The organism is Mycobacterium sp. RTGN5, from assembly GCF_033804465.1.
Lineage (GTDB): Bacteria > Actinomycetota > Actinomycetes > Mycobacteriales > Mycobacteriaceae > Mycobacterium.
On record NZ_JAPZLA010000001.1, the window covers coordinates 637560 to 657507 of the forward strand.

General features: G+C 66.0%; 20 protein-coding genes and 1 tRNA gene. 11 read left to right on the plus strand and 10 right to left on the minus strand.

The window, feature by feature from the left end; translation table 11 throughout:
• Positions 1-46: 46 nt before the first annotated feature.
• Together SLQ31_RS03030 and SLQ31_RS03035 are read left to right on the plus strand one after the other, a co-directional pair.
• Positions 47-1420 carry an alpha/beta hydrolase gene (locus tag SLQ31_RS03030; RefSeq protein WP_319429542.1) on the plus strand — a complete coding sequence of 458 codons (1374 nt, stop codon included), beginning with the start codon at positions 47-49 and terminating at the stop codon, positions 1418-1420.
• Positions 1421-1595: 175 nt separating this feature from the next.
• Positions 1596-3500: an EAL domain-containing protein gene (locus SLQ31_RS03035; RefSeq protein WP_319429544.1), complete on the plus strand. Its 1905-nt coding sequence runs from the start codon at positions 1596-1598 to the stop codon at positions 3498-3500.
• A 195-nt stretch (positions 3501-3695) separates the two neighbouring features.
• Here SLQ31_RS03035 and SLQ31_RS03040 read toward each other — a convergent pair.
• From SLQ31_RS03040 to ponA2, 4 genes are all read right to left on the minus strand, one after another.
• Positions 3696-3769 (minus strand) — tRNA-Pro (locus SLQ31_RS03040).
• 241 nt (positions 3770-4010) lie between these two features.
• The gene (locus SLQ31_RS03045) at positions 4011-5132 is read right to left on the minus strand and encodes a PLP-dependent cysteine synthase family protein (protein ID WP_319429545.1); all 1122 of its coding nucleotides are present in this window, start codon (positions 5130-5132) and stop codon (positions 4011-4013) included.
• A gap of 25 nt (positions 5133-5157) precedes the next feature.
• Positions 5158-6114 carry a metallophosphoesterase gene (locus SLQ31_RS03050; RefSeq protein ID WP_319429547.1) on the minus strand — a complete coding sequence of 319 codons (957 nt, stop codon included), beginning with the start codon at positions 6112-6114 and terminating at the stop codon, positions 5158-5160.
• Between the two features lie 76 nt (positions 6115-6190).
• Complete coding sequence (gene ponA2 / locus SLQ31_RS03055; protein ID WP_319429549.1) at positions 6191-8623, minus strand: transglycosylase/D,D-transpeptidase PonA2; 2433 nt, start codon at positions 8621-8623, stop codon at positions 6191-6193.
• Between the two features lie 292 nt (positions 8624-8915).
• On the opposite strand from ponA2, the gene SLQ31_RS03060 reads away from it, so the two are divergent.
• The gene (locus SLQ31_RS03060) at positions 8916-9269 is read left to right on the plus strand and encodes a WhiB family transcriptional regulator (RefSeq protein ID WP_413641501.1); all 354 of its coding nucleotides are present in this window, start codon (positions 8916-8918) and stop codon (positions 9267-9269) included.
• 33 nt (positions 9270-9302) lie between these two features.
• Here the strand turns inward: SLQ31_RS03060 and SLQ31_RS03065 are convergent, their stop codons facing one another.
• Both SLQ31_RS03065 and SLQ31_RS03070 read right to left on the minus strand, forming a co-directional pair.
• A complete protein-coding gene (locus SLQ31_RS03065; RefSeq protein WP_319429551.1) occupies positions 9303-10439 on the minus strand; it encodes an ArsA family ATPase in 1137 nt (378 codons plus the stop codon).
• Positions 10436-11461 (minus strand): ArsA-related P-loop ATPase, encoded by a 1026-nt coding sequence (locus tag SLQ31_RS03070; RefSeq protein ID WP_319432791.1) that lies wholly within the window; start codon positions 11459-11461, stop codon positions 10436-10438. Before SLQ31_RS03070 ends, SLQ31_RS03065 begins: the two co-directional genes overlap by 4 nt.
• Before the next feature lie 61 nt (positions 11462-11522).
• Here SLQ31_RS03070 and SLQ31_RS03075 point away from each other — a divergent pair, with 61 nt between their 5' ends.
• Genes SLQ31_RS03075 through SLQ31_RS03085 form a run of 3 tightly spaced genes read left to right on the plus strand, consistent with a single transcriptional unit; the run spans position 11523 to position 12960 of the window.
• Positions 11523-11684, plus strand: coding sequence for a DUF4177 domain-containing protein (locus SLQ31_RS03075; protein WP_293004278.1), 162 nt, complete (start codon positions 11523-11525; stop codon positions 11682-11684).
• Positions 11681-12136 (plus strand): RidA family protein, encoded by a 456-nt coding sequence (locus SLQ31_RS03080; protein ID WP_319429556.1) that lies wholly within the window; start codon positions 11681-11683, stop codon positions 12134-12136. The genes SLQ31_RS03075 and SLQ31_RS03080 overlap by 4 nt, the downstream gene beginning before the upstream one ends.
• Complete coding sequence (locus SLQ31_RS03085) at positions 12133-12960, plus strand: MBL fold metallo-hydrolase (protein ID WP_319429558.1); 828 nt, start codon at positions 12133-12135, stop codon at positions 12958-12960. Before SLQ31_RS03080 ends, SLQ31_RS03085 begins: the two co-directional genes overlap by 4 nt.
• A gap of 16 nt (positions 12961-12976) precedes the next feature.
• Here SLQ31_RS03085 and crp read toward each other — a convergent pair whose 3' ends face one another.
• A complete protein-coding gene (gene crp, locus SLQ31_RS03090; RefSeq protein WP_005138643.1) occupies positions 12977-13651 on the minus strand; it encodes a cAMP-activated global transcriptional regulator CRP in 675 nt (224 codons plus the stop codon).
• 100 nt (positions 13652-13751) lie between these two features.
• Complete coding sequence (locus tag SLQ31_RS03095; protein WP_319429577.1) at positions 13752-14051, minus strand: hypothetical protein; 300 nt, start codon at positions 14049-14051, stop codon at positions 13752-13754.
• Positions 14052-14276: 225 nt separating this feature from the next.
• Between SLQ31_RS03095 and nth the strand changes: the two genes are divergently transcribed.
• The 4 genes from nth to marP are packed head-to-tail and all read left to right on the plus strand — an operon-like array spanning position 14277 to position 17605.
• Entirely contained in the window at positions 14277-14957 is a 681-nt protein-coding gene (gene nth, locus SLQ31_RS03100; protein ID WP_319432793.1) for an endonuclease III, read from the plus strand.
• A gap of 22 nt (positions 14958-14979) precedes the next feature.
• Positions 14980-15621 (plus strand): TlpA disulfide reductase family protein, encoded by a 642-nt coding sequence (locus tag SLQ31_RS03105; RefSeq protein WP_319429578.1) that lies wholly within the window; start codon positions 14980-14982, stop codon positions 15619-15621.
• A gap of 23 nt (positions 15622-15644) precedes the next feature.
• On the plus strand, positions 15645-16421 hold the full coding sequence (locus SLQ31_RS03110) for a CoA pyrophosphatase (protein ID WP_319432795.1): 777 nt from the start codon (positions 15645-15647) through the stop codon (positions 16419-16421).
• A complete protein-coding gene (marP, locus tag SLQ31_RS03115) occupies positions 16418-17605 on the plus strand; it encodes an acid resistance serine protease MarP (RefSeq protein ID WP_319429580.1) in 1188 nt (395 codons plus the stop codon). Before SLQ31_RS03110 ends, marP begins: the two co-directional genes overlap by 4 nt.
• On the opposite strand, the gene SLQ31_RS03120 is transcribed toward marP, so the two are convergent.
• A complete protein-coding gene (locus SLQ31_RS03120) occupies positions 17598-18572 on the minus strand; it encodes an alpha/beta hydrolase (protein ID WP_319432796.1) in 975 nt (324 codons plus the stop codon). The genes marP and SLQ31_RS03120 overlap by 8 nt on opposite strands.
• Complete coding sequence (locus SLQ31_RS03125) at positions 18572-19084, minus strand: phage holin family protein (RefSeq protein ID WP_319429582.1); 513 nt, start codon at positions 19082-19084, stop codon at positions 18572-18574. The genes SLQ31_RS03120 and SLQ31_RS03125 overlap by 1 nt, the downstream gene beginning before the upstream one ends.
• A 145-nt stretch (positions 19085-19229) precedes the next feature.
• On the opposite strand from SLQ31_RS03125, the gene SLQ31_RS03130 reads away from it, so the two are divergent.
• Complete coding sequence (locus SLQ31_RS03130) at positions 19230-19946, plus strand: S1 family peptidase (protein ID WP_319429584.1); 717 nt, start codon at positions 19230-19232, stop codon at positions 19944-19946.
• The last annotated feature ends 2 nt before the right edge of the window (positions 19947-19948 follow it).

Consider the following 19948-nt stretch of genomic DNA (forward strand, 5'->3'; position numbering starts at 1 on the left):
ATAGAAAACGCCGTTATGGGCATGGCGTCGGTGCTACGTTCACGCCATGGCTGCAGCAGCGTTCGTCGGACGAATCGGGGGGCTTGCCGCCGCCCTTGGTGTGGGAGCGGGTCTTCTCCTTGCCGCCCAGGGCGTTGCGTGGGCGGATCCCGGATCCTCGTCTGCCGGCCCGGCGTCATCGTCGTCGGCCAAGGCGTCGGCATCGGCATCGGCGGCGCGACCCAAGGCGCGCGCGTCAGCCAATGGTCAAGCGGTGGCGTCGATTTCAAAGCCGCCAAGCGCCGCTGCCGCCAATCGCGTTCCGAAGGCGCCGAGTGCTGTCGCAGTCGCACTTTCGGTGCTGGGCGTTGCCCGTCGCGACGATGAGGCCACCGCCTCGTCTGCGGCGGCCACGGTAAAGCCCGCCACCACAACATCATTGACCACCGATACCGTCAGCCGCGCGATGTCAGCCAGGGCGACCGCCAACGCGGAGCCGCTATCCGCGGCCGCCACGCCGCCGGTCGACGAGAGCTTGTACAGCGGTCCGCCGCCGACGATGATTCAACGAGCGGTAGTGGCGGGCCTGCGTCTCATCAACTTCGTGACGACGACGCTCCACCTACCTTTCAGCCTCAGCGGCACCAGCGCGCAAATCCCGTTCTTCACCGACGGTGTGCCTGACTCCTTCCTGCTGGCCGGGATCAAGGCGGAGAAGACCGAATACGAGGGCATGGCGGTGTGGACGCTGACGCCGCGCGATCCGAGCGGGCAGTACGTCGTGGCCATCCACGGCGGCTCCTTCATCGGCCAGATCAGCATCTTCCACTGGTGGACCTACGCCGACATGGCCCGCGACACCGGCGCGACCGTCGTCGTCCCGCTGTATACCCTTGCGCCGGTTGGCAATGCGGCGACCGATATTCCTGTGATGGCCGACTTCATCAGCTCGGTAATCGCAGCGCACGGTTCGGACAACGTCAGCGTGGACGGCGACTCGGCCGGCGGCACCATCGCGTTGGCCGCGCTGCAGGAGATCGCCAAGCGGGGCGGCGTTCAGCCTCATCGGCTGCTTCTGTTAGCGCCGGCCCTCGACCTGGGCGACACGTTTGAGAACCCGGTGGATGACCCGCTGTTGGGAAATCCCGCCAATTCGCACGACAACAAGCTGTCGACGTGGGCGGGCGATCTGGACCCGAGTGATCCCATCGTCAGCCCGATCTACGGGTCGCTGGCAGGTCTGCCGCCGACCACCGTGTATTCGAGCTCCAGGGACCTGCTGACCCAACAGGCGCTGCGCCTTCAGGTCAAGGCGATCGCGGAGAGTGCCGACTTCACGTTCGTGCTGCGGGAAGGTCAGTTCCACGACTGGACGATCTTCGCGCCGCTGCCCGACGCCTACCGCGAGCGGGCCGGCATCTACCAAGCACTCGGATTGTGACGCGCGGAGCCAAGTAAAATGGCGAAACACGAGTCGGGTGGCGGGATTCGAACCCACGAGTTCTTCGCTATGGCCTGACGTAACGTGCACCGCCGCTGACTGACGTGAGTTCATTGCTGTTTCGCTGTATCTGGAGGAGCATCGGGCTCCACAGCTCGAAGGCAATGGGGTGGGGATGAATATCGACGCTGCAGGCTCATCGGATGGTGGCGAGTCGGCGATTACCATCGACGGTGCGGGCGTAATTCTGACGTTCGATGGCAACGCCGAAAAGGCCTTCGGTTACTGCGCCGATGAGGTGATCGGTAAGAACGTTCGAATGCTCATGCCTGAGCCGTACCGTTCTCGGCACGACGGGTACCTCGCCGACTACATTCGCACGGGCGAGGCCCACATCATCGGCATCGGTCGTAGGGTCACGGCGACCCGTAAGGACGGGTCGGACTTTCCCGTGCAACTATCGGTTACCGAGATCAAAATTGGTGGCGCGCAGGCGTTTATCGGAATCGTACGGGATATAACTGCGCAGGCTGCTGCAGAACTCGATAGCCGGTTGGCGCTTGATGCAGCATCCAAAATCGTGGCGGCACTGACCAGCGAACGCAATGTCGCCGACGCGCAGCACCGTCTTCTGGCCGATAACGCCGTCGACATCGTTGCCCATCTCCGAGGCCGCGAGGTGGCGTGGGTCTCACCGTCGGTAGAGGCGGCGTTCGGATGGCCGCGTGAACGGTGGATCGGCGTGGACTTCCCCTCCCGCATCCACCCCGACGACCTCGACGCGGTGCCGGGCGTGCTGCGGGACGTCGCTGCGGGCAGATCGGGTACGGCACGAGTCCGAATCCAGGCCGCTGACGGCGGTTATCACTGGGTCGTAGTAGGAGGGAAGCCCTACATCGACGTCGAGGGCAACACCGATGGGACGATATTTGCCGGGCGGATCATCGACCAGCAAGTCGCGGCCGAGCAGCAACTCACGGCGTCCCGGATGAGGTTCGAGGCGGTTATCACCAACATGCCCTCAGCAATCTCGGTATGCGATCTCCAACTCCGCTACACCTTGGTCAACCCGGCTTTCTGCCGGTTGTTTGGGCAGAAATCGGTTGCCGATGTGATCGGTCGAACCAAGGATGAAATCCTGCCGCGCGATGTTTTGGCAAGCACGCGACGTGCCGTCGATCGGCTCTTGGCCGGAGAGCACTTCTTTCAGGAAGAGTCGATCAATGTTGGGCCAGACAACATCTTGGTCATCACCCAACAGTTCCCGCTGCGCGATTCGGCTGGTGACATTTCCGAGCTGGTGACGATACGAACCGATATCACCCACCGCCGACAGGCTGAACAGACGGCTGCTGAACGCGCCATGTGGGAAGAACGCGTCCGGGCCGCGATTGGTGGCGACAGGGTGTTGGTCTATTCACTTCCGATCGTGAATATCTCGACCCGAGAAGTGGTCGACGAAGAGTTGCTGATTCGGGCCAGACACTCGCAGACAGGGGAGATTCTGTCCCCAGATAAATTTCTCCCACACTGCGAGCGGCACGGGCTGATGTCGGTGATCGATCAATATATGGTCGCGCGCGCAATCGACTTGGCGTGCACTGGGCGACGGGTGAGCGTCAACATCACCGGCGACACCATCGGGGATGCAACGGCAATGGTTGAGATTCTTCAGGCACTCGCCGCCGCGGGCCCGACCGTCACGGACAAGATCATGTTTGAGATCACCGAAACAACGGCTCTTGCTTCTCCGGCCATCGCAAAGACATTTTCTCTCGCCATGCGCAATCTTGGTTGCCGGGTGGCCCTCGATGACTTTGGGACCGGGTACGGCACCCTCACCGACCTACGACTTCTCGATCTCTACGCATTGAAAATCGATCAGAGCTTTGTCAAAAATATCTTGCAGGATCGCGACGACGAACGTGTCGTGAGCACCATTTCCTTCATCGCGCGTACCTACGGCTTGACCACGATCGCCGAGGGAGTTGAGTCCGAGGAGATCCTAGAGAAACTTGCCGCGATGGGAATAGACCGCGCCCAGGGATACGTCTTTGGCCACCCGGCCCCGGTCACATGACCCTCGATACACCGTCACGACTGGCAACCAACCCCGTCGCCGTCGCGAGCTTTGAGCACTAGCGCAACGTTGGCAGTGTTCCGTCGCGCCCTCGACTTAGCCGAATCGACTCTCTAAGAGATGCTTTGGCACTGGGACAGAAAAAGACCCGGACCAGAACCACCGGTCAGGGTCTCTCGCCTGCATAAACACGAGTCGGGGTGGCGGGATTCGAACCCACGACCTCTTCGTCCCGAACGAAGCGCGCTACCAAGCTGCGCCACACCCCGCGTGAAGCCACGACAGCGTATCGCACGTGCCCGGTGAGAAGCCAAACGGCTTTCGGCGGAGGAGACCAAAGTTCGCAGCGTGTCGCGGGATGGATCCGGGTTGTCGGTGGCGTTATGCACACTGACGACGTGACAGATACGTCGAGCAGCGAAAGGTGGAGCGGATGATGACCGCTTTGGGGGCCGTTGTGTACGGGGGATTTTTCCTGTTGGCTGCGCTGTGGCTGGTCGTGACCGGCGATTACGACGCCGTCGACGATCCGGACCACACCCAACCGCAGGAGCGTTCGAACTCGGCCAAGGCGCCGGCGTACACGCTCGGGTCGAGGTTGTGAGCAGCTAGCCAGTCGGCGTCGTAGTAGGTGTCGGCGTAGCGGTCACCGCTATCGGCGATCAGGGTGATCACCGAGCCGCCCACCCCGGCAGCAACCATCTCGGCCAGCAAGCCGAAGGCGCCCCACACGTTCGTCCCCGTCGACGGGCCGACCCGCCGGCCCAGCACCCGCGATACGTGATGAGCCGCCGCGATCGACGCGGCATCGGGAACGCTGACCATCCGGTCGACGATCTCGGGCAGAAATGACGGCTCCACGCGCGGGCGCCCGATGCCCTCGATCCGCGACGGCGATCCGGTGACGATGTCGCGCCTGCCTTGCGCGTACGAGGGAAAGAACGCCGAGTTCTCCGGGTCGACCACACACAGCTTGGTCTCGTGCCGCCGATACCGGATGTAGCGCCCGATGGTGGCGCTGGTGCCGCCCGTGCCGGCGCCCACCACGATCCAATCGGGGGTTGGATGCCGTTCGGCGCTCATCTGCTGATAGATCGACTCGGCGATGTTGTTGTTGCCCCGCCAGTCGGTCGCCCGCTCGGCGTTGGTGAACTGATCCAGGTAATGCCCGCCTGTTTCGTCGGCGATCCGCTGCGCCTCGGTGTAGACGTCACCGGGCTGCTCGACGAAGTGGCACCGGCCGCCCTGCGCCTCGATCAGCTTGACCTTCGAGGCGCTGGTGGATGCCGTCATCACCGCAACGAACGGCAGGCCCAGCAGCGCGGCGAAATACGCCTCCGACACCGCCGTCGACCCCGACGACGCCTCGACGACTGTGGTGTGTTCGTCGATCCGGCCGTTGCACAACCCGTAGAGGAACAGTGAGCGCGCCAGCCGGTGCTTGAGGCTGCCGGTGATGTGCGTCGATTCGTCCTTGAGGTACAGCGCGATATCCGCGCTGGCGCACCACGACATCGGCAGCGGATAGCGCAGCAGGTGGGTATCGGCACTGCGCCGGCTGTCGGCCTCGATCAGCCGAATGGCGTTGTCCACCCAGCCACGGGGGCGGGTGTGAGCGGCGACGTTGGTCATCGCCGGCTGCTACAGCAGGCCGGGCTCACCGCACGGAGGCGGTCGGGCTGGACCGCACCACACTTCGCGTCTCGTCGTGCCCGCCGGTCGGCGCGCCCACCAGTGTCAGCAGGGTGGCCTCCGGGCGGCAGCAGAATCGGAACGGCGAGAACGGCGAAGTGCCGATGCCCGCCGACACATGCAGGGCGCTGTTCGCACCCCAGCGGGACGCCCCCTTGGCGCGGGAGCGATCCAGGTCGCAGTTGGTGACGATCGCGCCGTAGAACGGCAGGCACAGCTGTCCGCCGTGGGTGTGCCCGGCCATGATCAGCTGATAGCCGTCGGCGGCGAAGCGGTCCAGCACCCGGGTGTAGGGCGCGTGGGCGACCCCGAGGGAGAGGTTCGCCGTCGGGTTGGGCGGGCCCGCGATGGTCTCGTAGCGGTCCCGACCCAGATGAGGGTCGTCGACGCCCGCGGCCGCGATCGTGAGCCCAGCGACCTCGATGTCGCGGCGGGTGTGGGTCAGGTCCAGCCAGCCGCGCTCGGTGAACGCCGCCCGCAGGTCCTGCCACGGCAGGGGCTTGCCGTGGATGCGGCTGTCCCTGTCGTACAGGTACTTGGCGGGGTTCTTCAGCTTCGGGGCGAAGTAGTCGTTGCTGCCGAACACGAAGACGCCCGGCACCGACAACAGGTCACCGACCGCCTGCACCACCGCCGGCACGGCCTTGGGGTGGGACAGGTTATCGCCGGTGTTGACCACCAGGTCGGGCTCCCAGCGGGCCAGCTCACGCAGCCAGGCCTGCTTGTGCCGCTGCGTCGGGCGCATGTGGATATCGCTGAGGTGCAGCACCCGCAGGGGCGTGGAACCGGGGGAGAGCACCGGCATGGTCACTTCGCGGACGACGAACGCGTTGCGTTCGATCACCGTGGAGTAGCCGAGCGCAAGCGCGGCCGAGCCGGCGGCGACGAGGGCGGACGACTTCACTGCGGACGGCACAGCCATACCGGCAAGAATACTGCCCCCCGCTGAGGTTCATGAGGTCGAGCGGCCGGTGAGAATTGCGAACCCGGTCCCCGAGTTACGGGGGCGGCGGTGGCGGGGCCAGCAGCGGGACCGTGATCGGGGGCAATCCGGGGATCTCGACGACAGTTTGACCGAACGGAGCACCGTCGAGTCCCGGTATCGGCAGGGCTCCCGGCGGCGGTGGCGGCGGTGCCGGTGGGATTCCGTTGCTCACCTGGATGGTGACGATCGACCCGGGAACGGTCTGCCCGCTGGGCGACGTGCCGACCACTTCCCCGGCGGGCGCCAGGCTGTTGACCGGGTTGGCCTGATCGGCGACCTGGAATCCGGCGTCCTTGAGCCGGTCACGCGCGGAGCCCTGCGGCAGGCCCGAGACGCTGGGCACCCGCGAGCCGGGGGCGCCGTCGACATAGCGCGGATCGGTGGGCGGCAGCGCGACGTCGCCGAAGCTCTGGGCGAGCGGCTTCATCGCGGTGAACCAGGTCTTGGCGGGCTCGTTGCCGCCGTAGAGGTTGCCGTCGCCGCACTGTCGCAACGGCCACGAGCACAGGTCCGACGGAGTGGGCGAGTCGTCATAGATATAGGCGGCCGCCGCGTAGTGGTTGGTGTAGCCGACGAAGCCCGAGGACCGGTGTGCCTCGGTGGTGCCGGTCTTGCCCGACATCGGCAGGTTCCAGCCCGTCGAGCTGGCCGACCCGGCCGCGGTGCCGCTGACGTCGTCCTTGCTCAGTGCATTGGACAGGGTGTTGGCCAGCCCTTCGGGCACCACCTGGTCGCAGGTTTCGGTGGTGACCGATACCTCGTTGCCGTTGCGGTCGAGGAGCTTGTCGATCGGGTTCGGCGGGCACCATGTGCCACCGGAGGCCAGGGTCGAGGCCACATTGGACAACTCGAGCGCGTTCACCTCGATGGGACCCAGCGTGAACGACCCGAGGTTCTGGCGCTTGATGAAATCGGCCAGGCTCTCATTACTCTCCGGGTCGTACGGACGCGCGGTGCCCGGCTCGGCGTAGGAGCGCAGCCCCAGCTTGACCGCCATGTCGACCGTGCGCTGCACGCCCACCTGGGAGATGAGCTTCGCGAAGGCGGTGTTGGGCGAGGTGGCCAGCGCGTCGGTGACGCTCATCGAGCCGCGGTAGTTGCCCGCGTTCTGCACACACCAGGTGTCCCGCGGGCAGCCCTTGGCCCCACCGCTGCCAAGGCCCTTGGCCTCGAATCGCACCGGGGCATCCAGGTTGGCGTTGATGCCCATGCCCATGTCGAGGGCGGCGGCCGTGGTGAAGATCTTGAAGATCGACCCGGCGCCATCACCGGCAAGCGAAAACGGTTGCGGCTGCATGGTTTCGCCCTGCGCCGAGTTCAGGCCGTAAGTCCGGTTGCTGACCATCGCGACCACCGGGTGAGCGGTCTTGCCCGGCAGCACGACGCTCATCACGCTCGCGATGCCCTGGATGTCGGGGGCGGCGATCGAGTCGACGGCCGACTTGACCGAGTTCTGGACGTCGGGGTCCAGCGTGGTCTTGATCAGATACCCGCCCCGGGAGAGCTGGTCCTTGGTGATGCCCGCGCGGGCCAGGTACTCCTGCACGTAGTCGCAGAAGAATGCGCGGTCGGCGGCGGCGATGCAGCCACGTGGCAGCTCGTTGGGCTGCGGCAGGATCCCCAGCGGCTGCTGCTTGGCCGCGCGCAGCTCGTCGGCAAATTTGGGCTCGTTGTCGATCAACGTGTCGAGCACGAGATTGCGGCGGGCCAGCGCGCCGTCGGGATTGGTATACGGGTTCAGCGTGCTGGTCGACTGCACCATCCCGGCCAACAGCGCGGACTGCTGCCAGTTCAGCTGCGAGGCGTCGACACCGAAATACGTCTGGGCGGCGTCCTGGATGCCGAAGGCGCCGTTACCGAAGCTGACCAGATTCAGATAGCGGGTCAGGATCTCCGGCTTGGTGAACGTCTTGTCCAGCGTCAGCGCCATCCGGATCTCGCGCAGCTTGCGCGCCGGAGTGGTTTCCACCGCCGCCCGCTTCTCGGCGTCGGTCTGCGCGATCACCAGCAGCTGGTAGTTCTTCACGTACTGCTGTTCGATTGTCGATCCGCCGCGGGTGTCGACATCGCCGGAGGCGTAGCCGGCCAAGCCGGTCAGCGTGCCTTTCCAGTCGACACCGTTATGTTCGGCAAACCGCTTGTCCTCAATCGAAACGATTGCCAGTTTCATCGTGTCGGCGATTTTGTCGCTGGGAACTTCGAAGCGGCGCTGCGAATACAGCCACGCGATGGGGTTGCCCTTGGCGTCGACCATGGTCGTCACCGCGGGCACTTCACCCTCGACGAGTTGGGCCGAGCCGTTGGCCACTACGTCGGACGCGCGGTTGGACATGAGCCCCACGCCGCCGACCACGGGAAACAGGAGCGCCGCGAGTATCACGCTGGCCAATAGGCAGCACCAGGCCAGCTTGATGATTGTCGCGCCGGCCGGAGGGCGTTCCGACATGTGTAACAGAGTAACTAGGACTCCAGAGGTCTTGCGGAGCGTCCCCTGCGGGGCAGATCATATCGAAGGGTATTTACGGGGGGGTCAGAAAATGCCAGTTCATGATCGGTCTGGACGGTCGTCCCAAAAAACATGAGATCTAACTGTTGCGCAAAAGATACCTGACCACCTAACTTAAACAGACAGTGCGATTCAGGTAACACTCCTAGTCGCGATGTGGCGTAGATCGCATACGCGGCCTACACCAGAAGATTGTCAGCCGCCGTAGGCGGCCGGACGAAGGGGATCGTCGGTGTCAGGTATTCGGACTGCTGTGCGCAAGCCAAGCGCAGCGATGTTGAACGGTTCCGTCCAAGCACTTGAGGCGGAAGCTCGGATTGCATGGGTGTCACGGGCTTTGTGCCGGTCAACCGACCCTGACGAGCTGTTTGTCCGCGGTGCGGCGCAGCGTAAAGCCGCAGTGATCTGCCGTCACTGTCCGGTCATGGCCGAGTGTGGCGCGGATGCGCTGGACAACCGCGTGGAATTTGGTGTGTGGGGCGGCATGACCGAGCGTCAGCGCCGCGCATTGCTCAAGCAGCACCCAGAAGTGGTGTCTTGGGCGGAATTCTTCGCCGCGCAGCGCAAGCACCGCAGCGTCAGCTAACTTCTGAGCTTCCCGGCTCACGGACCGCAGTCGTTACGCGGTCTCGCCAGTGATCTGATCGGCGATCGCCTGCAAGGCGTCCAGATCGGACACGTCAAATGGCAGCGACGGGACGCCGACCACCGCGACGTGCGGGTTGGCTCCGGTGAATCGCGACAGCAACCGGATTTCCCGTTTGGCGGTCTGCGCCCGGTCGGCGTGAATCCGCAGCACCGCCGCCGCCAGCTGATCACCGTTGTTGTCTGCCGCAGCGGCTTCCAATTCGGCGACGCCGTCCACGGCCCGCTCCGCGGTCAGCCCGCACAGTGTCGGATGGGTTCGGTTGAGGATCAGCCCAGCCAGTGGCATGCCCTCCGCGGAGAGCCGGTCGACGAAGAACGACGCCTCCCGAAGCGCGTCGGGCTCGGCCGCCGAGACCACCACGAACTGAGTGCCACGCCGCTTGAGTAGCTCGTAGGTGCGGTCCGCCTTCTCGCGGAAGCCGCCGAACGTCGAATCCAGTGATTGGACGAACTCCGAGGCGTCGGACAGCATCTGCGAACCCAGGATGGTCGACATGGCCTTCATCGCCAGGCCGACCACGCCGGTCACCAGACGCCCGAAGCCCCGCCCCGGGGCCAGCAGCAGCCGCCAGAGGCGACCGTCCATGAAGCTGCCCAGCCGTTTGGGGGCGTCGAGGAAATCCAGCGCGTTGCGCGAGGGCGGGGTGTCCACCACAACGAGGTCCCAGCGGTCCTGCGCGAGCAGCTGGCCGAGCTTCTCCATGGCCATGTATTCCTGCGTGCCGGCCAGCGACGTAGCGACGGTTTGATAGAACTGGTTGTCCAGAATCGCTTGTGCGCGATCGGTTCCCGAGTATTCGATGACCATCTCGTCGAATGTGCGGCGCATGTCGAGCATCATCGCGTGCAGTTCACCGGATACCTCGGGAGCCAGCGGCACCCGCTGCGGGGTGTTGCCGAGGTCCTTGATTCCCAACGCTTGTGCCAGCCGCTTGGCGGGGTCGATCGTCAGCACCACGACGGCACGGCCGTACTCGGCGGCCCGCACCGCCATCGCCGCGGCGGTGGTGGTCTTGCCGACTCCGCCTGCGCCGCAACACACCACGACTCGGTTGGATCTGTCTTCCAGAATCGACTTCAGGTCCAGTGCTGGCGGTGTGCCGCTCATCTGCCGACTCCTTGTTGTGCAAGCGTTTCCGCCAATTCGTACAAACTTCCCAGATCTACGCCGTCGGGGATCGTCGGCAGTTCCAGCCGCGCCACCTTGAGGCGGTCCAGCAGCTCGGCACTCTCGGCGCGGGCCCGAATACGGCTGGCGTGCTCGATCGACTCGGTCAGCAGTCCGGCGAAGTCCGCATCCGACAACGTGATTCCCACCCGGTCGAGCCCGGCGCGCACCGCGTCGGCGTCGATGTCGCCCTCGGCGGCCTTGGCCAGATCGGCGGCGGGCAGGAACGGCGGGATGTTGCGGTTGACGATCACGCTGCCGATCGGCAGACCCAGCGCCTTGAGCTCGTCGATAGCCTCGATGGTCTCCTGGATGGGCAGCGCCTCGAGCAGGGTGACCAGATGGATCGCGGTCTGATCGGAGTGCAGCAGCTTGACCACGCCGTCGGCCTGAGAGTGCACCGGTCCGCCCTTGGCCAGATCCGAGACGGCCTTGGTGACGTCGAGGAACCGGGCGATGCGCCCGGTCGGCGGAGAGTCGACGACGATCGCGTCGTAGGCAGGCTTTTTGTTGCCGTCCTGGCGCACCACCGACTCCTTGATCTTGCCGGTGAGCAGGACGTCACGCAGGCCGGGCGCGATCGTCGTCGCGAATTCGATGGCGCCGATGCGGCGCATCGCCCGGCCAGCCAGACCGAGGTTGTAGAACATGTCGAGGTATTCCATGAACGCGGCCTCGATGTCGACGGCCAGCGCGTTCACGTGTCCGCCGCCCTCGGCGGTGGCGATCTTCAGCTCCTCGTAGGGCAGCGGCGGCACGTCGAACAGCTGCGCAATGCCTTGGCGCCCTTCCACTTCCACGAGTAGGACCCTGCGCCCCCCGGCGGCCAGGGTCAGCGCCAGGGCGGCGGCGACCGTGGTCTTGCCGGTACCGCCCTTGCCGGTCACAAAGTGCAAGCGGGCTTTGGTCAGCCGGGAGGGCCAGGCTAGAGAGCTGCCATCGCTCGGTGTGGTCGCCATCAGAGCATGCTAGCCAAGCCCGTGCAGGCCCCTGTGAGTTTGGTCCGAGCGATAGGCTTCGGCCATGAGCCAACCGACGACATGGGAATACGCCACGGTCCCGCTGCTGACCCACGCGACCAAGCAGATCCTCGACCAGTGGGGTGCCGACGGCTGGGAACTGGTCTCGGTCCTGCAAGGGCCCACCGGGGAGCAGCATGTCGCCTATCTGAAGCGGCCTAAGTGAGCGCATCCGCGCGACTCGCGGACCTCGGACTGACACTGCCGACAATGGTCAAGCCGCTGGCCGCCTACGTTCCGGCCGTGCGCACCGGCAATCTCGTCTACACCGCCGGACAGCTGCCGATCGAGGCAGGCAGTCTCATCCACACCGGCAAGGTCGACGCCGACGTGACCCCGGAACACGCCCGCGAAGCCGCCCGTCTGTGCGCGCTGAACGCGCTGGCTGCCATCGACGCTCTGGTGGGTCTCGACAACGTGACCAAGGTGGTCAAGGTCGTCGGGTTCGTCGCTTCGGCACCCGGCTTCACTGGTCAGCCTGGCGTCATCAACGGGGCCTCGGAGTTCCTCGGCGAGGTGTTCGGCGAGGCCGGCGCACACGCCCGGTCAGCAGTCGGGGTGTCGGAGTTGCCGCTGAACGCGCCAGTGGAAGTAGAGCTCATCGTCGAGGTGGCGTGAGCGACGTCCCGGCGGAAGGCCCCGTGGCCCATCCGGCCTACGGGGTCCTGCGGCCGGTCACCAGCACGGCCTCGGTGCTGCTGTGCAACAACCCGAACATCATGACGCTCGACGGCACCAACACCTGGGTGCTGCGCGGGCCGGGCAGCGACGAGATGGTGATTGTCGACCCGGGCCCCGACGACGACGACCACATCGGCAGGCTGGCCGAGCTCGGCAAGATCCCGCTGGTGCTGATCAGTCACAAGCACGAGGACCACACCGGGGGAATCGACAAGCTCGTGGCGCTGACCGGCGCGGTCGTGCGTTCGGTGGGCAGCGGCTTTCTGCGCGGCCTGGGCGGCCCGCTGACCGACGGCGAGGTCATCGACGCGGCGGGGCTGCGGATCACGGTGATGGCCACCCCTGGCCACACGGCGGATTCACTGAGCTTCCTGGTCGACGATGTTCGGGGCGAGCGCAGCGACGGGAAGGGGGCGGTACTGACCGCTGACACGGTGCTCGGCCGCGGCACCACCGTCATCGACGACGAAGACGGCAGCCTGACCGAATACCTGGATTCACTGCGCCGGCTGCAGGGCTTGGGGCGCCGGACGGTCCTGCCTGGACACGGGCCCGACCTCGAGGATCTGGCGGCCGTCACCACCATGTACCTGGCGCACCGCGAGGAACGTCTCGACCAGGTGCGGCAGGCTCTGCGGGTGCTCGGTGACGACGCCACCGCACGCCAAGTCGTCGAGCACGTCTATACCGACGTCGACCAGGAACTGTGGGACGCCGCCGAGAAATCGGTGCGCGCCCAGTTGGACTACCTACAGAGTTGAGCGCTCAGCGCGCGCTCTAGCGGGCTCGCCGCGCCAATCTTTCGCTGTCGCTGATCAGCACGCTCTTGCCCTCCAAGCGGATCCAGCCGCGGTGGGCGAAGTCAGCCAGCGCCTTGTTGACCGTCTCGCGCGACGCCCCGACGAGCTGGGCGATCTCCTCTTGGGTGAGGTCGTGCGTGACACGCAGCGCGCCGCCCTCCTGGGTGCCGAAGCGCTGAGCCAGCTGCAGCAGCTGCTTGGCGACCCGACCCGGCACGTCGGTGAAGATCAGGTCGGCGAGGTTGTTGTTGGTGCGACGGAGCCGGCGTGCCAGCACCCGCAGCAACTGCTCGGCGATCTCGGGACGATCGGCGATCCACGCCCGCAGCGCATCGCGGTCCATCGAGACGGCGCGCACCTCGGTGATCGTGGTGGCGCTAGAAGTCCGCGGGCCCGGGTCGAAGATCGACAATTCGCCGAACATGTCCGACGGGCCCATGATCGTCAGAAGGTTTTCCCGCCCGTCGGGGGAACGGCGGCCGATCTTCACCTTGCCGGAGATGATGATGTACAGCCGATCGCCAGGCTCGCCTTCGGCGAAGACTGTGTGTCCACGCGGGAAGTCAACCGGCTGCAGCTGTTTCGTCAGCGCGGAAACCGCGCTGGGTTCAACTCCCTGGAAGATTCCGGCCCTCGCCAGGATCTCGTCCACGTCGCCCCTCTTAAACTCTTCGATGATGTGAAATGCGCAGGCCAGCTGTATTGCTGGGCAATATCAGTCTAGTCGTAGCCGGTCTTGCGACGTGCCAACGCTACACACGATTCGCGTACTGAGTCCGGTGAAACTGCGTATTCGGCCGTGCATGGGCAAATGGATGCGTGGGCAAACCGGGCTCGTCATCGCTCAGGCGGGAATGCACCTCGGCGTGTCGATGCTGGGTTTCGGCTTTGGGCGGTGCCTGCGGCAACGCCTTCCTGGCGGCCTGCTCCAAATACTTGGCGACGTCGTCGGCGGCGGTGCGCTCGGTGGTCAAGGCCTCTTCGAGGCGCTGTAACCCGAAGGTGGACAGCATCAAAAGCCCGGGGACACATACCGCGAGCAACCAGGTCACGGGGGAAAGTAAACACGGGCAAGGTCTCAGCGGGATCACAAATTGTCACCGGTCAGCCCGCGGCTTGACGGACCCCGTCAGTACGCTTGCAACGTGACCACCGACAGCCCGCCGACCAGGCGCAAAACCGCTCGCGGCGCGGCCAAGACACCGGCGCCGACGACGGCGGAGGCAAAGAAGTGGGATTCGGAGACTCACCTGGGCCTGGTCCGTCGTGCCCGGCGGATGAACCGGACGCTGGCCACCGCTTTTCCCCATGTCTACTGCGAGCTCGACTTCACCAACCCGCTGGAGCTGGCCGTCGCCACCATCTTGTCGGCGCAGTCCACCGACAAAGGGGTCAACCGCACCACCCCGGCCTTGTTCAAGCGGTACCGCACCGCCCGGGACTATGCGCAGGCCGACCGCGCCGAACTCGAGGAACTGGTCCGACCCACCGGCTTCTACCGCAACAAGGCCAACTCCCTGATCCGGCTGGGCCAGGAGCTCGAGGAGCGGTTCGACGGTGAGGTGCCGCGCACCATCGAAGAACTGGTCACGCTGCCCGGGGTGGGCCGCAAGACCGCGAACGTGATCCTCGGCAATGCCTTCGATGTCCCCGGCATCACGGTGGACACCCACTTCGGCCGGCTCGTGCGCCGGTGGCGCTGGACCGCCGAAGAAGACCCGGTCAAGGTCGAACACATCGTCGGTGACCTGATCGAGCGCAGCGAGTGGACGCTCTTGAGTCATCGCGTGATTTTTCACGGCCGCCGCGTCTGCCACGCCCGCAAGCCGGCATGCGGTGTGTGCGTGCTGGCCAAGGACTGCCCGTCGTTCGGCCTCGGGCCCACCGATCCTTTGGTTGCCGCTCCGTTGGTGAAGGGACCCGAGACCGAGCATCTGCTCGCGTTGGCCGGGCTCTGACCGTTCGGTAGACACTGCATAGATGACGACGTCGACCCGCTGGACGCTGCTGGTGCTCGCCGTGGTGGCGGTGCTGGTTACGGCGTTGGTCGTCTCACTCGATCACACCCCGCCGGGAACCGGGAGCACATCAGGCGCGCAGACGGCGCGAACCCACCGCGAGGCCGACACGCCCGAGGCGCTCGCCGGGCCGCGCCAGCGGGCCGACCTGCCACCGTGTCCAGCCGCGGCCGACAATCCCGGCCCGAATGAGCTGCGCGGCATCGTTGTCGAGTGCGCCGCCGACGGAGCGAAGGTGGATGTGGCCCGCGCCTTGGCCGGTCGCCCGGTGGTACTCAACCTGTGGGCTTACTGGTGCGGACCGTGTGCGGATGAATTGCCGGCGATGGCGGACTACCAGCGCCGAGTAGGTGCGGATGTCTCTGTGGTGACGGTGCATCAGGATGAGAACGAGACGGCGGCGTTGCTGCGCCTGGCCGAACTGGGCGTGCGGCTGCCCACCCTGCAGGACGGCCAGCGCCGGATCGCCGCGGCGTTGGGCGTGCCCAACGTGATGCCCGCGACGGTGGTACTGCGCGCGGACGGTAGCGTTGCGAAAATCCTGCCGCAGGCGTTCACCAGTGCCGACGAGATCGCCGCCGCGGTGAAGAATGCACTGCAGTGACAACAGATGAGAGAGACGCGCCGGTGACCTCCTGGGGTTCCTCCCGCTCGGCGGGATCGGTCGAGCTCACCCCGGAATTCCGGCCACCCTGGCTGGCCCCGCTGGTCGACAACGTCGACCGCGTGCCGCAGGCGTACCGCCGAAAGGTGCCACCTGACTTCCTGGCCGCGGTCACCAAGGCTCGAGACGCAGGCCCCGGACGCGACGCGGCAGTCCTCGTGTTGTTCTCCGGGCCGAGCTCCGGCAGCGCGGGTGGCCAGCTGCCCGATGACGCTGACCTGCTGCTGACCGTTCGGGCCGGCTCGCTGCGCCACCACGCCGGCCAGGCCGCATTCCCCGGTGGGGCGGCAGACCCCGGCGATTCTGGACCGGTCGGGACCGCTCTGCGAGAAGCGCAGGAAGAGACCGGCATTGATCCGGGTCGCCTGCATCCCCTGGCCTTGCTGGAGCGAATGTTCATCCCGCCCTCAGGTTTTCACGTCGTGCCGGTGCTGGCCTATTCGCCGGACCCGGGGCCGGTGGATGTCGTCGACCGGGCAGAGACCGCGCTGGTCGCGCGGGTTCCGGTGCGTGCCTTCGTGAATCCTGAGAACCGGCTGATGGTGTACCGCACGGGGACCGGTCCCGGTTTCGCCGGGCCGGCATTTCTGCTCAACCAGATGTTGGTGTGGGGATTCACCGGCCACGTAATCTCTGCGATGCTCGATGTGGCCGGCTGGTCACAACCATGGAACACCGAGGATGTCCGGGAGTTGGACGAGGCGATGGCGCTCGTAGGTAGCAGTGAGGAGCCTCGGTGACTAGTTCACAATGGCTGGACATCGCCGTTCTGGCTGTGGCAATCGTCGCCGCCATCTCGGGCTGGCGGTCCGGTGCGTTGGGCTCACTGATGTCGTTCGTGGGCGTGGTCCTCGGTGCGATCGCCGGGGTCATGCTGGCCCCGCACATCGTCAGCCACATCAGTTCGCCGCGCGGCAAGTTGTTCGCTGCACTGTTCTTGATCCTGGCTCTGGTGGTGGTCGGTGAGGTGGCCGGCGTGGTGTTGGGCCGCGCAGTGCGCAGCGCGATCCGCAATAAGGCGGTGCGCACCGTCGACTCGGTGATCGGCGTGGCGTTGCAACTCGTAGTGGTGATGGTCGCGGCGTGGCTGCTGGCCAGCCCGCTGACGTCCTCGGATCAGCCCAACCTGGCCGCGGCCACCCGCGGCTCGAAAGTGCTTGCCGAGGTGGACAAGTACGCGCCCGAGTGGCTCAAGACGGTGCCGAAGCGGATGTCCGCGCTGCTGCGCACCTCCGGCCTGCCGGATGTCCTGCAGCCCTTCGGTCGCACTCCCATCCAGGCGGTGGACGCCCCGGACGCATCGCTGGCCGACAGCCTGGTCGTCGCCAACGCAAGGCCCAGCGTGGTGAAGATCCGCGGTGTCGCGCCGGGGTGTCAAAAGGTCTTGGAGGGCACCGGTTTCGTGATCGCCCCGAACCGGGTGATGTCCAATGCGCACGTGGTCGCCGGGTCCGACAGCGTCACCGTGGAAGCCGAAGGGCAGACGTACGACGCGACCGTCGTCTCCTACGACCCGAACGAGGACATCTCGATCCTGGATGTGCCGAACCTGCCGCAGCGCCCATTGGTGTTCGCCGACCAGCCGGCCAAGTCCGGCACCGACGCGGTGGTGCTGGGCTATCCCGGTGGCGGCGAATTCGCGGCCACCCCCGCGCGGGTGCGGGAGACCATCGAGCTCAACGGGCCCGACATCTATCGCACCACCACGGTCAACCGCGAGGTGTACACCATCAGAGGCACTGTGCGCCAAGGCAATTCCGGTGGTCCGATGATCAACCGGGCCGGCCAGGTGCTCGGTGTGGTCTTCGGCGCGGCGGTGGACGACAACGACACAGGATTCGTGATGACCGCCAACGAGGTGTCGCGTCAGCTCGCCAAGATCGGCAATACCGCGAAGGTGCCCACCGGGGCCTGCGTCACCTGATCGGGCCGTACACCTGGTGCAGGAATCGGCGCAGGTGTTCGTTGACTTCCTCGGGGGCTTCCTCGTGGGCGTAGTGCCCGACACCGGCGACGGCGACGAACCGCCCGCGCGGCGCGTAGTGCTGGGTCCGATTGACTGCGTCGGCGAGCACGTACGGGTCGGCTTCCCCGCGCAGATGCAGGAGTGGCACATCGAGCTGGCGGTCCATCGACTTCATGAATCGCCAACCCTCGCTGCGTAATTGGCTGCGTACGGCCCAGCGCTGGTATTCGAGTGCGGAGTGCGCTGCCGAAGGAATCTGAATTGCCTGGCGCATGTGCGAGATGGTCTCCGAAAAATCCTCGGAGGCGAGCCATTTCCCGGATGCACGGCTGCGAACCAAGTGCTCGAGCGCCTCGGCGTTGTGGCGGATGAGCCTTCGCTCGGGAAACGTCGGCAGCTGGTAACGCAGCAGCGTCGGCAGCAGCGCCCGGCCCTGATCGCGCCGGGTCAACGCCGAAGCCCGCAATGCGGCCGGGTGCGGTGAGCTCACCAGCGCGATACCTCGCACCATCCGCGAATGCAACACCGACGTCGCCCAGCAGACCAGTCCGCCGTCAGCGTGACCTATCAGGGTGGCCGAACCGTGGCCGAGCGCGCGGATCAGTCCCGTGGTGTCCCCGGCCAACGTCCAGCCGTCGTAGCCGCGCGGTGGTTTGTCGCTGCCGCCGTACCCGCGTAGATCGACGGCGACCACCCGGACGCCGGACAGGCCGCGCAGCTGATGGCGCCAGGACCACCAGAACGAACCGAAGCCGTGCAGCAGGATCACCAGCGGCCGTGACGTGCCGGCCGTCGATCCGGCGCCGGTGTGCGGATTGCCGCCGTTGTTCGATTCGACACAGTGGAACCGAATTCCGTTGGCGTGAACGTCGAAATGACGCCACGGCCCCGCGATGCGGGTGACCGACGGATCCGGTTGGGCTATCACCAGCCCGATGGGTCTTTGGGCGGTGTGCTGCCGGTGGCGATGGCCTTGTCGGCCACCTTGTCATGGCCGGGTGTGAGCGCGTCCCGGAGCTCGCCCACCGATTCGATGGTCTGCTGTGGGCCGCGGATCTTTCGCACCTTGAGATAACCCAGCAGGGCGAACACCGCGGTGGTGACCACCATCAGCAGGAAGACGATCAGGAAGGCCACCCAGCGCCACAGCCAGGTGTCGAGCAGCTCGGCGAGGAAGAAGAAGAGGAAGAACGTCGAGTAGAACAGCACGACCAACGCGAGGATGAAGAAGACGCTGCCGGTCAGACCCTTCTTCACATCGCGGGTGATCTCCGCCTTGGCCAGCTCGACCTCGGCGCGCACCAGGGTGGAGACCTGTGCGGTGGCGTCCTTGACCAAGTCGCCGATGGAGGGATTGGCGGGTACCGCGTTCGGGTCCACCAGCGGGATCGAGGTGACGGTGGTGGGTACCCCGTTCGTGCGATCGCCATTGCTCACGGCTGTCCTCCAACTGTTCGCTGTCGTCGCGGTTCATGTTGCCATGCCCGGCTCGCAGCCGGATACCCACTGAGCTGTTACGCAAGTTACGGGTGTGACCACGCTAGACTCGCGCTGTCGGGGTGGACGGTAATGGAGGTTGCTAGTGACGACCGCGCAGCGTGTTCGGCTGAAGGCGGGGGCTGTTGTACTGACCCTTGGTGCGCTGATCGCTGCCATGGCGCCGGCCGCCGCGGCCGACGGCAAGGTACCGATGGGCGGCGGGGCAGGCATCGTCGTCAACGGCGACACCTACTGCACGCTGACCTCCATCGGCACCGACAACACCGGTGCGCTCATCGGGTTCACCTCCGCGCACTGCGGTGGCCCGGGCGCCCAGGTCGGCTCCGAGGACCGGCCGGACGACGGCGTGATCGGCACGATGGTCGCCGGTAACGACAACCTCGACTACGCGGTGATCCGATTCGATCCCGCCAAGGTGCAGCCGGTCTCGAACTACAAGGGCTTCGTCATCGACGGCATCGGTCCCGACCCGACCTTCGGCGAGATCGCCTGCAAGCTGGGCCGCACGACCGGCTACTCGTGCGGCGTCACCTGGGGGCCGGGGCAGGATCCGGGCACCATCGTCAATCAGGTGTGCGGCCAGCCGGGTGACTCCGGTGCGCCGGTCACGGTCAACAACAAACTGGTCGGCATGATCCACGGCGCGTTCAGCGAAGACCTACCGACCTGCGTCGTCAAGTTCATCCCGCTGCACACGCCGGCGGTGACGATGTCGATCAACGCGATCCTCGGCGACGTTGCCGGCAAGAATCGCCCCGGCACCGGGTTCGTCCCGACGCAGGATGCGCTTCCCTCCTAGGG

What these genes read in the sequence shown, in the direction of transcription:
- SLQ31_RS03030 (WP_319429542.1), top strand. Translation starts at nt 47, where the DNA reads ATGGCTGCAGCAGCGTTCGTCGGACGAATCGGGGGGCTTGCCGCCGCC.
- SLQ31_RS03035 (WP_319429544.1), top strand. Translation starts at nt 1,596, where the DNA reads ATGAATATCGACGCTGCAGGCTCATCGGATGGTGGCGAGTCGGCGATT.
- SLQ31_RS03045 (WP_319429545.1), bottom strand. Translation starts at nt 5,132, where the DNA reads ATGACCAACGTCGCCGCTCACACCCGCCCCCGTGGCTGGGTGGACAAC.
- SLQ31_RS03050 (WP_319429547.1), bottom strand. Translation starts at nt 6,114, where the DNA reads ATGGCTGTGCCGTCCGCAGTGAAGTCGTCCGCCCTCGTCGCCGCCGGC.
- ponA2 (WP_319429549.1), bottom strand. Translation starts at nt 8,623, where the DNA reads ATGTCGGAACGCCCTCCGGCCGGCGCGACAATCATCAAGCTGGCCTGG.
- SLQ31_RS03065 (WP_319429551.1), bottom strand. Translation starts at nt 10,439, where the DNA reads ATGAGCGGCACACCGCCAGCACTGGACCTGAAGTCGATTCTGGAAGAC.
- SLQ31_RS03075 (WP_293004278.1), top strand. Translation starts at nt 11,523, where the DNA reads ATGAGCCAACCGACGACATGGGAATACGCCACGGTCCCGCTGCTGACC.
- nth (WP_319432793.1), top strand. Translation starts at nt 14,277, where the DNA reads ATGAACCGGACGCTGGCCACCGCTTTTCCCCATGTCTACTGCGAGCTC.
- SLQ31_RS03105 (WP_319429578.1), top strand. Translation starts at nt 14,980, where the DNA reads ATGACGACGTCGACCCGCTGGACGCTGCTGGTGCTCGCCGTGGTGGCG.